Origin of the sequence: Paenibacillus sp. 37, from assembly GCF_008386395.1 — a bacterium.
In the GTDB taxonomy this organism is placed as follows: domain Bacteria; phylum Bacillota; class Bacilli; order Paenibacillales; family Paenibacillaceae; genus Paenibacillus; species Paenibacillus amylolyticus_B.
Map to the genome: position 1 here is coordinate 5,259,236 of NZ_CP043761.1, position 11,793 is coordinate 5,271,028.

Consider the following 11,793-nt stretch of genomic DNA (forward strand, 5'->3'; position numbering starts at 1 on the left):
AAGTGGGCCTATGTTTTAGTAGAAGACAGATACAACAACTAATAATCTGTATACTGCATAGCGTGAATCGGTGTACCTTTCGTGACTTCACCTGTCCATGTATTGATTTCTAGTGGCTCTACTAAAACCTTCCATCCATTTTTGCTTTTGAAAATTTTATACGGGAGTGGTGGTGACTGTTCGTAGTCTTGTCCTGCATACTTTTGAACGACATAAAGTTGAACTTCATCCATGTTGATTTGTTTGCTTTCCACAATCTCATACCCTGTAGTTGGATTGGTCTTCAAGTCCTTTACATATCCTTCTTCACGACTCTTCTCATCCAAATAGTTTGTATCTTTAGCATAGAACATCATCCCCTCTACATCCTTAGCAATGTAAGCATCAAAGTACTCAGTTGCGGCTTCCATCGGAGTTTGGGCTACGACTCTTTCCGCAGTTGTAGTCGATACAACTAAGATAGAACCAGTAATAACACCAGCAAGTAAAAGCGATACTATTCTTTTCCCTGTCATGGATCGAGAACTCCTTTTTAGTGATAGAGTTGGTAATAGTGATCAAATTTCTTTAGATCTACTTAGTATAACGCATTGAATTATTGGAAAGTTTTTGTATTTATGAGAAATTTGTTTGCATTGGATTTCCGAAGGCTTAGCCTCTTTATCCAAACTCTTCTTTACGCCCACCTCACTTAATGTTAGATTTTATAACATATTATGACGAAAGCGGTGGGTTGAAGATGGATCTGCAACAGTTATTGACTATCCCCATTCTCTCCAAAGCAAAGGTTATTGCCGGACATCGCGGACTAGATCGCTTGGTGCAATCGATTAATATTATGGACGCGCCAGATATTGTACAATTCCTGAAACCCGGAGATATGCTGCTGACCAACGGTTATATCCTGAAAGACCGGCCCGAAGCTCATCTTGGATTCATTACTGACATGCATGCGATTGGTTGTGCGGCGCTTGCTGTCAAGACACAGCGCTTCTCTCTTGAATTATCTCCGCAACTGCTCGAGACAGCGGACAGGCTGGGCTTCCCGATCATTGAGCTGTCTGAGATAGACAATACACTCGGTGAAATATTTCAACATTCGATCAGTGCCATCCTACAGAACAAAACCCATGAGCTCCACTATGCCTTGTCTATTCACAAGCAATTTTCCACGATGGTGATGCAAGGAAAAGGCATCCCCTCTATCGTAGATACGTTGTCTCAGTTGTTATCCTCACCTGTACTGCTGCTTGGCTCCAAGAAACAGATTACGGCCAGCTCCCATTATGCAGAACAGATGGATGACCAGTCTCTCGCCGCACCCTTACTGACATTTATAGATGAGCACCCTTCCTTCCATACCACAATCTCAATCTGTCTGCTTACCGCTGAGAAATATCGACATGCCGAGTTTCATCCCATCTTCACGGATCGGCACGAGGGCTATTTGATCGCACTATACGACAGTTCCGCAAGCTCTAAGCTCTCCACTCTGGCACTGGAACAAGCCGTCAATGTAATCGGTCTGGAGTTAACCAAGAAGCAAGCGGTCAAGGAACGCTCCCGCCGTTACAAAAATGAATATTTCTCCGATCTCATTCAAGGCTTCATTCGTTCGGAACAAGAAGCGCTGCATCGCGGCAAGAAATACGGGCTGCAGGCAAAAGGAAGTTCCGTTCTCATCATCGCCAAGATGGATGAACCTTTAACGAACAAACCTAATCACATTCTCACTCCCTCAGGAGAAGAGCGGTTCATCTCGGAACGAGACGCTAATTACGAGCTGATTAAGCAGGAGTTCACCAAACTGGATCTTTCTTTTGTCATGTTCACGAAGAATGACCAGTTCGGCATACTCGTCTTTTTGGCCGAATCATCTTGGGATGAACACACTGTTATTCAGCAGCTTGAGTGGATTGCGGGCAATCTGTATATGGCGTCGCAGCTTAGTCTTTCTTTCGGAATAGGCAATCCCTACACGAATGTACTGGATATCGGGCTTTCCTACAAGGAAGCAGTCAAGGCACTTCAATCCGGCTATCAGATGCGAAAGACCCGCTTCGCCCATTCCTATCAGACGATGGATATAAGTCGCCTGCTGCGTATGATTCCCCACGATGAAATGTTGCAGTTCCATCAAGAAACCTTTAAACCCTTCGAAGGCCGAGATCCAAACGAGCGCAGCGAGCTTATGAAAACTTTGTCCTCTTTCTATGAGAATCATTGCCAGATCGTCGATACAGCGAAAGAGCTGTTTGTACATCGCAATACAGTGATCTATAGGTTGGAGAAATGTGAGAAACTAACCGGCAGGAACATCAAGGACCCGATGGAGAGCCTGCGCTTCCGTCTGGCCTTTGCACTGGAGTCGCTGCTGAATGTTAATTCAGCCCTTAGCGAAGCTGATCATACGTCTTGAACGGAGAGCGTGTCATGTATAATGACACGCTCTTTTGTTTTTCTTTTCATATCCAATCTTCAATTGTTCATTTTAACTGATTTAATTGTATTTTTATGTTCAAAGTAACTAATGACAACAGGACCCACAGTCTATATGATTAGGAATATATTAATTAATGTCACTTTAATTAACATCAAATCACATCAAGAAACAAACCATTATCAGGCTGTAGGAAAGGGGCTACCTATCATGGCTATACAGATACAAGGCGTATCCAAATCATTTGTCAGTGCAACCGGAGAAGATATTCAAGTACTCGCTGAGGTTTCGATGCAAATCAAGAAACAGGAGTTCTTCAGTATCGTAGGACCGAGCGGCTGTGGCAAGAGTACGATCTTCAATATTATCGCGGGTCTGCTTAAGCCAACGAATGGCAAGGTTATCGTCTGTGGCGAAGAGATCAATCAGACCACCGGGCATGTCGGCTATATGATGCAGAAGGATCTGTTGCTGCCTTGGAGAAGCATCTTGGACAATGTCACGCTAGGCTTGGAAGTGAAGGGCATGTCCAAAAAGGATCGCGGCGATATTGCCATGGATTATCTGGATCGTTATGGCCTGGCTTCATTCGCAGAAGCCTATCCGTCCACACTATCAGGCGGTATGCGCCAACGTGTAGCCCTCATACGTACCCTCGTTACCCAGCCCGATATTATACTACTGGACGAACCCTTCTCCGCACTGGATTATCAGACCAGACTCATTCTGGAAGATGAAATCTTGTCCATCCTGAAATCCGAGGGCAAGACAGGCGTGCTTATCACTCATGACATTGAGGAAGCCATCGCCATCTCCGACCGCATTGCCGTCATGAGCAAACGACCAACAACCGTGAAGCAAGTGTATGACATTGGTCTCGCCTCGCAATATGGCTCAGCATTGAAAGCCCGCTCCGACCACAAGTTCAAACAGTATTTTGAATCGATCTGGTCAGAGCTTGATATCCAAATGGGGAGGATCAGCTAATGAAGAGCACATCACCTGAAATTACCCTTACCGGAAAACCTGCTGGAGTTGTGAAGAGCAAACGCAGACAGTCCACCTTCTCCAAAGAATGGCTAACCACGATGCTATGGAGATTCATTATTGTAGCGGTCATCCTGGTGATCTGGGAATCCGCTGTTCGTTTGGAGCTGGTTAACGGATTCCTCATGGGATCACCAAGCGCAATTCTGGATGCCGCCATCACGATGGCCAGCTCAGGGCAACTGCTTACAGATGCTTTTGCAACGGTGAATGCCACTGTTATCGGCTTCGTAGCAGGAAGCTTAATCGGCTCGTTGGCAGGATTGCTCATGTGGTATTCCAAATCTGTTGCCCGTGTACTCGATCCCTTCATCGTAGCTATGAACGGTATCCCGAAAATTGCACTTGCCCCCATGATTATTATCTGGTTCGGTTCAGGCATCTTCTCCAAGATTGCTCTCGCCTCTGTCGCAACGTTTATCGTAGCGCTATTATCCGCCTACCAAGCGACTCATCAGATCGACGAATCCCAGATTAATCTGATGAAATCCTTCGGTGCAAAAAAATCACAAATTTTCCGCAAAATTATCGTTCCTTCCTCTCTGCCATGGATCATCTCGGCCTTCCGGATCAATATTGGTTTGGCATTAGTGTCTGTCGTAGGTGGAGAATTCATCTCTTCTGACAAAGGACTCGGACATATGGTATTCGTCGAAGGTAACCTGTTCAACCTTCCAGCCGTATGGGTTGGCGTGTTCATGCTGATGCTGGTTGCCATGTTCCTTTACACCTGTGTCGGTTATATCGAATCTCGTCTCCTCCCATGGAATGACAACAAGAGCAGCAGCAAATCTACATCTGTCTAAGCTGACCCACAACGACTAACTTAACTATGACCATTAAAGGGGCCTGATGACTAATGCGTACATTCAAAAAGATAGCTATCCTAGCAACGATGACGGTGATATTGACCACACTACTCAGTGCATGCGGAAGCAATGCCGCAACACCTGCAAGTGGCGGAGGTACATCCAGTAGTGAGGGGCAAGATGCTACGAAGGTGGATAAAATCATGGTGTCCGAGGTGTATCACAATCTGCTCTACCTTCCGCTCTATGTAGCGAATAACCAAGGATTTCTAAAGGAGAATCGCATTGAGCTAACCTCCATCCGCGCTGCCGGAAGTGGACCAACAGCATTGTCTTCGGTCATCTCACGCGAGTCTGCATTCTCCTTCCACGGTCCTGAGCATGTCGCATTCGCGAATGCAAAGGGCGGCGATGCTCGCTCACTGGTCCTTCTGTCCGGCAGTGCTCCTGTTTGGGCGGTTGCACGAGAAGGAGTAACGGTGGACTCAACAGAGGATTTCAAAGGTAAAACCATTGTTGTAGGTTTGGCACCTACAAGCTCCAACAGCTTACTGCGGAAGCTTTTCGCTGACAACAACATTGATATTGACAAAGACGTGACGATCACCGAGGTTCAGAATGGCTCCGAGCTTGGTGCTGTATTAGCCGGCAAAGCCGATATTGCTATCGTTTACGAACCCCAACTGGATCAAGGCGTCGCAGAGGGGCTGCATATCGTCCATGATTTCACGAAGGATTATCCTGACTTCGCCTTTGCAACGATGAATACAACCGCAAGCTTCATTGAGGAGAATCCTGATCTCACCCAGCGCTTCGTCACCTCCATCGAGCAAGCCCTGGACTATATTCAATCCAATCCTGATGGTGCCAAAGCAGTCGCTGTGAAGGAGTTCCCCAATCTGGACAAAGAAGTCGTGGAACAAGCCGTACAACGTATGATTGACAGCAAGGTATACCCTGCTGAGGGGCTCATCAACGAATCAGCTTTTAACACCGCAATCGATATGCAGCGCTTCATCGGCAATCTGAAGGAAAAACTCACTTATGAGGATATTATCGATTCAAGCTTCACCAAATAGAGAGAGAAAGGGTGATTACTCTGAAACAGGACGACTATCTCACACACCGCCGTACGGAAAATGCGAAATACACGAACGGAGTTATTACGAGCGAGGAGCTTGATCTATTTACAGCCGACTTAGAGCTCATTCGAGGTTTCAAGTTGCCAGAAGAAGTCGGCCCCAATGCTCCGCATAGGAGGGTGCCTCTGCGATGATTACGAAACCACTGAACGAACTGACGATTACGGAAGCCGCAACATTGATTAAAAACAAGACGATATCTCCTGTTGAGCTTACAGAGTCCTATTTGAAACGAATTGAGAATGTAGAGCCTGCTGTGCAAGCCTTCGTCACGGTCACCGCGGAACAAGCATTGCAGGCCGCAAAAGAGTCTGAGCGTAAGCTAATGAATGGCAACTATCTCGGCCCTCTGCATGGCATTCCCTATGGAGCCAAAGACATTATCCATACCGCTGGCATACGCACCTCGGCTGGATCTAGTACCTATCCTGACTTCGTACCAGAGACGAATGCTACTGTGATAGATAAGCTACACGCTGCGGGCGCTATCCTGCTCGGCAAGACAACAACGACGGAATATGCCTTCCAGGGAGGAGAAGCACCAACCCGCAACCCGTGGAATCTGGAGCACACCCCAGGTGGTTCCAGTTCAGGCTCCGCCGCTGCTGTAGCTGCTGGTATGGCCTCCTTCACTCTCGGAACTCAGACCTTTGGATCTCTGCTCAGACCCGCAGCTTACAATGGATTAACCTGTATGAAGCCAACTTACGGCAGGGTTAGCCGTAACGGTGTCATCACAGCCAGTTGGAGTCTGGATCATATTGGCGCCTTCACTCGATCCGCACAAGATAACGCGATCGTTCTGGAAGCGATGGCCGGGCAGGATGAGTTGGACCCCTTCACACTTCCTCACGGCAAGCCAGACTTAACAAGCGCTCTTGAGCATCCTATTTCGGGAATGGTGATCGGCCTGCCGAGCAACTTCTTCCAGACCGATGAACCGGCGATCTTGTTAGCTGTAGAGTCGGCACTCGCTGTACTTGAGAAGCTGGGCATGCAATGGAAGAAAGTTGATCTGCCTTCTTATATGGAAGAGACCATTGCTGCTCATCGTACGGTTATGCGGGCAGAAGCTGCCGCCTTCCATCAGGAACGCTTTGCGGAAGCCTCTGATCGCTACGGTCACACGATGCGGGAGCAGCTTGAACTCGGCTTTCAAACGAGTGCTGTTGATTATTTGCAGGCACAGCGCATTCGAACGATATTCCGCAGCGAGATGATGATGCTTTTCGATGAAGTGGATGTGTTATTGACTCCATCCACGCCGTATGTGGCCCCCTATGGCTACAAGACCGGTAGTCCCATTTTCAACGGACCTTTTACCAATACAGGACTACCTTCCATTACCGTTCCCATTGGGTTTGATCCTTCCTCAGCAAAGCCATTACCTATCGGCATGCAGCTTGCTGGTCCACTCCTGAGAGAAGACCGCTTGTTGTGCATCGCCCATCATTATCAGCAGGCTACGAACTGGCATCAGTTAACAACCAATATACACCCTCACTAGGAAAGGAATGATAACTTCTATGTCTACCATCATACATGCAAGTACAGCACCCAAGTTCCCACTTCCTTTCTCCCACGCTGTCCGTGCAGGAGATATGGTCTACGTCGCAGGTCAAGTAGGCGTTGATCCACAGACCCTTGAGCCTATCGGCGGCATTAAGGAGCAGACTGAGCAGTGCATTCGCAATATCGAGGTTATCCTGCAAGAAGCCGGACTTACACTGGATCATATCGTGAAGGCAACGACTCATCTGGCACGAGTGGAAGATCAGCCCGAATACAACGAAGTATATGCTCAAATGATTAAGCAACCCTATCCCGCCCGTATTACCGTATTCAGCGGGTTAGGTCCTTATTTAATTGAGATGGAAGTGCTGGCGTATGCGCCTTCTATTCGAGGAGAGTAGCACATCAACAAAGAGCACCTGAAGCCATAAATGGCTACAGGTGCTCACCTTTTTGAAAAGCCCGGTTCTCTTTTGAGAAACGGGTTTCTTTCGTATTCATTTAACTGTGCAAACTGAAGAAATTCTACGCTGTGTCTCACAGACTAGCTATACTGCTTCTCACTACGCAGGAGGCCGCTATGCTACTTTATTTTGAATCGGGATGATTCCTCGGCAAGTTGTTTGGTCAGTCCATCAATTCTCTGCACCATATCCGCCAAATGTTCTGTCATACCGGACTGCTCCTGCATCGTCGCTGTGACTTCTTCCACAGACGCGGATACTTCTTCACCGGAAGCGGACAGATTCTGTGCAGCTCCAATGACGTCATCCTTATCACGTTCAATGGATTGGATCTCAGTGGCAATGGCCTGAACCTGGCTCATCATCTCATTCATATTCTCGGTGACAAAATTGAATGTCTCCTTGGTCTGGCTCACACTGCTCTTATGCTGTTCCGCAATCTCCTCAATAGCCTGAACACTTCGGTTATTCTGCTCCACGTGATTAATTGTCTGCATTACAATTCGGTTGATATCCTCCGATTGCGCTGTCGTCTGCTCTGCCAGCTTGCGAATCTCGGAAGCAACCACGGCGAAGCCGCGCCCTTGCTCACCCGCTCTTGCAGCCTCAATGGAAGCATTCAACGCAAGTAATTTCGTCTGATTCGCAATTTCGGCAATGGTACCTGTAATCTGGTGAATGCCCGAGGAGCTTTCAGCGAGTTGCACTGTAATTTTGGAGATGTTGCCAACTTCAATCTCGTTCTGTCCGTTCACCGCAATGAGCGCATCGATAACTTCATGATTATTTTTGAATGCATCCGTAATTTCATCTGCCTTGAGCATAACGGACTGCGACATCTCATTTACGTTCTCAATCTTGTTACCAACATTCATGAATTTGTCCACTATGGCTTCCGTATCGTTCGCCTGGGACTCCATAGCTCGTGAAATCTCAAATGCTGTTGTCGTTGTTTCGGCAATAGTGGTCGAGGTTTGCTGAGTGGAATTTTCCAGCTCGGATGTACTTGTTTTCAGGATGCCGATGGAATGGTTCATGCTGGGAGATCAGTTGTTTATTGCCTGCTGCCATGGTATTGAAGCTGCTTTGGAAGTAGATAACTGTAGGTCCAAGGCCGGTGTTGACGATTGGAAAATGTAAACTTTGGGTTAATACAAAATATGACATCAACATCGGTCAATGGCTGTAATACATATCGTCCCCCGATTCTGACCATCGTATGGATCTCAAGACGAAGCTATAAGCTAACCATAACGTTCATGAGCCTAGCTCTATTGTTTGGCATTGTGTTCTTTCAGAATTCCCTTGTCTTGTTTCACATCTTCATGTTGCTCTGTCTGTTGCTCCACAAGCCCAGCAAGGTGTATCTTAAGCAGGAAGGCCCTCCGCGAGAATACAACCAGGAGAATCTGCGGTTATAGATTCGAAGTAGAATAGGAGAAGTGGTATGGTAAAAACAGCATTACCCACGCTATTAAATGTCGTGCGCATTTTATTGAGTGTAAAATTGATCTACGTGATTGTGTCCTTTATCGTGTTCCTCATCGATTTTAACCAGAATATGGAGGCCTATCTTGCTTTCTCACGCAAAGGAGATGATCTGGCTTACGCCTCTGGCGTAATCGTAGGCAGAATGTTGTTTATGATTGGACCAAGCCTGCTCGCCGTTATATTCATTACCAAGAGAAAGTTCAAGCTCACCGTGACATTTCTAAGTTTGGCGCTACTTGTTGCTATTCCCAATGAAAGTAACCTGTTTATCCTGATTCATCTCTTCGCCCTGCTCATCGTGCTCGTGCACCGTCCAAGCAAGTTGTATCTGAAACGGATGTATACTGGTGGCAATGAGGCAGCCGTTGAACAATCTTAAAGTGCTCGCAAGACATGATCTGGAATATACCGTTGAAGGTACAATAGATGATGTTAAAATAAAAACAAGGACTTTCCTCAGAAGTACAGGAAGGTCCTTGTTTACTACATTCACTATATAAGTGAATTTCCAATTACAGTGCGGCTTGATAGATTTGCACGACATCTTCACGCTGCAATTTTTGGAAGAATCCGAACGGGCCGAATCGCATCGCTTTATCAGCCATCGCGTCAATCTGACTGTCGTCGATGTCATAGTCAGCCAGACGGCTAGGGGCACCGATCGAAGTCCAGAAATTACGCAGTGCTTCGATGCCTTCTTCCGCCACTTGTTTGTCTGACTTTCCATTAGGATTGATATCAAATACATTAACAGCCAAACGTTTGAATCGATCTACATCCACATCCAGATTATGCTTCATCCAGTGCGGGAACAGAATGGCAAGGCCACCCCCATGAGGAATGTCATACACGGCCGACACGGCATGTTCAATATTGTGAGATGCCCAGTCTCCTGCAAGGCCCATATTCAGAACATCATTAAGCGCCATTGTTCCACAGTAGAGAATGGTTTCGCGCAGTTCATAGTTTTCCGGATCTTTGATCAGACGAGGGGCAGTATCAATGACGGTACGAAGAATCGTCTCACAGAATCCAAGCTGAACCGGTGTATTGGTATCCAGATGGAAATAATGTTCAAACACATGCGACATCATGTCCACCATGCCGTATACAGTCTGATCCAGAGGTACCGTAAATGTGTTCACCGGATCAAGAATCGAGAACGCTGGGAAAGAATATTCGCTGAACCATGCCCATTTCTCCTGCGTATCCTGATTCGTAATTACTGAACCGTTGTTCATTTCGGAACCGGTCGCTGCCATTGTCAGAATTGTACCTAGTGGAAGTCCGCCTTGCGGAGTTGCTTCGCGCACAACAACATCCCACATGTCACCATCGTATTTGGCCCCTACTGCGATGGCTTTACCACAGTCAAGTACACTGCCGCCGCCAACCGCAAGAACAAGATCAATATGATGTGTTCTGCATAACTCTACACCTTTATGAACCGTAGACAGACGAGGGTTCGGTTCTACACCAGCCAGTTCCGTCACCTCTGCTCCAATCTCATTCAACTGGCTGATCACCTGATCGTACAGGCCGCTGCGCTTGATGCTTCCACCACCATATACAAGCAAAATACGCTTTCCGTATTTTGGAACTTCGGTTTGTAGTGCTTGAAGTTGCCCTTTGCCAAAAATCAGCCGGGTCGGATTATAAAACTGAAAAGATCTCATTACGTATGTTCCTCCAAAAAAGTCTGAAATTTTGTGCATCCACCATTATAGTTCTCTTTATTCGTAAAAACAAATACAGGCAAAAAGGAGATAACAGATGAGCATGGAGTCTCTCACATTACAACAATTAATAAAACAAACCATTCATCAATATGTATCCTCGGATGTTCACATTCAAAGTATTAAAAGTAACCCTGTCGGGACGGGATCTCAAGCCGTTGAATTGCTTCGACATTATATTGAATTCCTTGTAAATGGAGTGAACAGGGATATTTCTCTCGTGACCAAGAAGGCCACGTTTATTGAACGCTCTGCCTTGTCCAGATTATTTTTACAAGGAGCAAATGTACCTTATAGTCTAACCAATGAACCTCACAACAAGGATCGCAGCCTGATCTGTAGCCAGGATGTGGACTACCAAACCGATTATAGTCATTTGGATATAAATCTGCTTCAGAATAAAGAATTACGAGCATTGGCTTACATACACGGAACGAATATGGGGGCAAAAAAAGAATTGCCCTGGATACCTAATGTGGATCGATCTCATATCGTTGATATGATAGAAACTCGTTGGAGACCTTCTTGGAAAAACGCCATAGAAAGTCCACCATTCATTGAGGAATTTGGATCGACGCTCATTAGGGAGATTGAAGCTGTAGCAAGTAGCATCATAAATGATCTTGAAACTCTTATTGAGGACGAACATACGCATACGCTGATTCATAATGATCTGAATCCCGGCAATGTATTGGTACACAACAATGAGGACGTTTATTTTATCGATTGGGAGGAAGCAAGGTATGGCTCCCTGTTCTTCGATATCCCTCTGCGCTGTGCACATATGAGACAAGTTGAGATCTATCGTGAGGCTCTTAGTTCTCAAGGATACGATATTCCACAAAATCAATTTGAAAAGTACTTCTCCTCGGCATCCCGATATCTCGGAATTCGTTATATGAGTTGGAACCTTGGAGTTTGGCAACACTCCCCCCAAGCCAAAGACGACTTAAAAAAGTATATGAAAATGGTGACTGAACCTTTGTTCTCCTGATCCCTTCATTTCAGATCGGACGTAAGATAAATTCAGTTTTCCTGAAACCAAACAGCTCCTGCCAGCGAAATGGCAGGAGCTTATACGGCAGGAATTCAGCGTGAACATCGCATGCTTTCTTGAATGACATACACGGATGATATTCCCTCAAATATTAA

12 protein-coding genes are annotated in these 11,793 nt (G+C 46.3%); 9 read left to right on the forward strand and 3 right to left on the reverse strand.

Features of this window, described 5'->3' with window-relative positions:
• Positions 1 to 38 precede the first annotated feature (38 nt).
• Positions 39 to 515: a hypothetical protein gene (locus F0220_RS22585; RefSeq protein WP_105599964.1), complete on the reverse strand. Its 477-nt coding sequence runs from the start codon at positions 513 to 515 to the stop codon at positions 39 to 41.
• Between the two features lie 224 nt (positions 516 to 739).
• Here F0220_RS22585 and F0220_RS22590 point away from each other — a divergent pair, with 224 nt between their 5' ends.
• From F0220_RS22590 to F0220_RS22620, 7 genes are all read left to right on the forward strand, one after another.
• Positions 740 to 2,419, forward strand: coding sequence for a PucR family transcriptional regulator (locus F0220_RS22590; RefSeq protein WP_181155488.1), 1,680 nt, complete (start codon positions 740 to 742; stop codon positions 2,417 to 2,419).
• A gap of 231 nt (positions 2,420 to 2,650) precedes the next feature.
• Positions 2,651 to 3,427 (forward strand): ABC transporter ATP-binding protein, encoded by a 777-nt coding sequence (locus F0220_RS22595; RefSeq protein ID WP_105599968.1) that lies wholly within the window; start codon positions 2,651 to 2,653, stop codon positions 3,425 to 3,427.
• Complete coding sequence (locus tag F0220_RS22600) at positions 3,427 to 4,293, forward strand: ABC transporter permease (protein WP_105599969.1); 867 nt, start codon at positions 3,427 to 3,429, stop codon at positions 4,291 to 4,293. Before F0220_RS22595 ends, F0220_RS22600 begins: the two co-directional genes overlap by 1 nt.
• A 53-nt stretch (positions 4,294 to 4,346) precedes the next feature.
• Positions 4,347 to 5,375: an ABC transporter substrate-binding protein gene (locus F0220_RS22605; RefSeq protein WP_105599971.1), complete on the forward strand. Its 1,029-nt coding sequence runs from the start codon at positions 4,347 to 4,349 to the stop codon at positions 5,373 to 5,375.
• An 11-nt stretch (positions 5,376 to 5,386) separates the two neighbouring features.
• Positions 5,387 to 5,572: a hypothetical protein gene (locus tag F0220_RS22610; protein WP_105599972.1), complete on the forward strand. Its 186-nt coding sequence runs from the start codon at positions 5,387 to 5,389 to the stop codon at positions 5,570 to 5,572.
• Positions 5,569 to 6,945 carry an amidase gene (locus F0220_RS22615; RefSeq protein WP_105599974.1) on the forward strand — a complete coding sequence of 459 codons (1,377 nt, stop codon included), beginning with the start codon at positions 5,569 to 5,571 and terminating at the stop codon, positions 6,943 to 6,945. Before F0220_RS22610 ends, F0220_RS22615 begins: the two co-directional genes overlap by 4 nt.
• A 19-nt stretch (positions 6,946 to 6,964) precedes the next feature.
• Positions 6,965 to 7,351, forward strand: a complete 387-nt coding sequence (locus F0220_RS22620; protein ID WP_105599976.1) for a RidA family protein — start codon at positions 6,965 to 6,967, stop codon at positions 7,349 to 7,351.
• Positions 7,352 to 7,533: 182 nt separating this feature from the next.
• Here F0220_RS22620 and F0220_RS22625 read toward each other — a convergent pair whose 3' ends face one another.
• The gene (locus F0220_RS22625; RefSeq protein WP_105599977.1) at positions 7,534 to 8,451 is read right to left on the reverse strand and encodes a methyl-accepting chemotaxis protein; all 918 of its coding nucleotides are present in this window, start codon (positions 8,449 to 8,451) and stop codon (positions 7,534 to 7,536) included.
• Positions 8,452 to 8,861: 410 nt separating this feature from the next.
• Between F0220_RS22625 and F0220_RS22630 the strand changes: the two genes are divergently transcribed.
• Positions 8,862 to 9,284: a hypothetical protein gene (locus tag F0220_RS22630; RefSeq protein ID WP_105599978.1), complete on the forward strand. Its 423-nt coding sequence runs from the start codon at positions 8,862 to 8,864 to the stop codon at positions 9,282 to 9,284.
• 133 nt (positions 9,285 to 9,417) lie between these two features.
• Here F0220_RS22630 and F0220_RS22635 read toward each other — a convergent pair whose 3' ends face one another.
• The gene (locus tag F0220_RS22635; protein WP_105599980.1) at positions 9,418 to 10,581 is read right to left on the reverse strand and encodes an iron-containing alcohol dehydrogenase; all 1,164 of its coding nucleotides are present in this window, start codon (positions 10,579 to 10,581) and stop codon (positions 9,418 to 9,420) included.
• 97 nt (positions 10,582 to 10,678) lie between these two features.
• Between F0220_RS22635 and F0220_RS22640 the strand changes: the two genes are divergently transcribed.
• Positions 10,679 to 11,635, forward strand: a complete 957-nt coding sequence (locus F0220_RS22640) for a phosphotransferase family protein (RefSeq protein ID WP_105599982.1) — start codon at positions 10,679 to 10,681, stop codon at positions 11,633 to 11,635.
• Positions 11,636 to 11,793 lie beyond the last annotated feature (158 nt).

Excerpts from the sequence above, each read along its gene's own strand:
- F0220_RS22640 (WP_105599982.1), top strand. The coding sequence starts at position 10,679 with ATGAGCATGGAGTCTCTCACATTACAACAATTAATAAAACAAACCATT.
- F0220_RS22600 (WP_105599969.1), top strand. The coding sequence starts at position 3,427 with ATGAAGAGCACATCACCTGAAATTACCCTTACCGGAAAACCTGCTGGA.
- F0220_RS22605 (WP_105599971.1), top strand. The coding sequence starts at position 4,347 with ATGCGTACATTCAAAAAGATAGCTATCCTAGCAACGATGACGGTGATA.
- F0220_RS22630 (WP_105599978.1), top strand. The coding sequence starts at position 8,862 with ATGGTAAAAACAGCATTACCCACGCTATTAAATGTCGTGCGCATTTTA.
- F0220_RS22595 (WP_105599968.1), top strand. The coding sequence starts at position 2,651 with ATGGCTATACAGATACAAGGCGTATCCAAATCATTTGTCAGTGCAACC.
- F0220_RS22620 (WP_105599976.1), top strand. The coding sequence starts at position 6,965 with ATGTCTACCATCATACATGCAAGTACAGCACCCAAGTTCCCACTTCCT.
- F0220_RS22635 (WP_105599980.1), bottom strand. The coding sequence starts at position 10,581 with ATGAGATCTTTTCAGTTTTATAATCCGACCCGGCTGATTTTTGGCAAA.
- F0220_RS22590 (WP_181155488.1), top strand. The coding sequence starts at position 740 with ATGGATCTGCAACAGTTATTGACTATCCCCATTCTCTCCAAAGCAAAG.
- F0220_RS22615 (WP_105599974.1), top strand. The coding sequence starts at position 5,569 with ATGATTACGAAACCACTGAACGAACTGACGATTACGGAAGCCGCAACA.
- F0220_RS22585 (WP_105599964.1), bottom strand. The coding sequence starts at position 515 with ATGACAGGGAAAAGAATAGTATCGCTTTTACTTGCTGGTGTTATTACT.
- F0220_RS22625 (WP_105599977.1), bottom strand. The coding sequence starts at position 8,451 with ATGAACCATTCCATCGGCATCCTGAAAACAAGTACATCCGAGCTGGAA.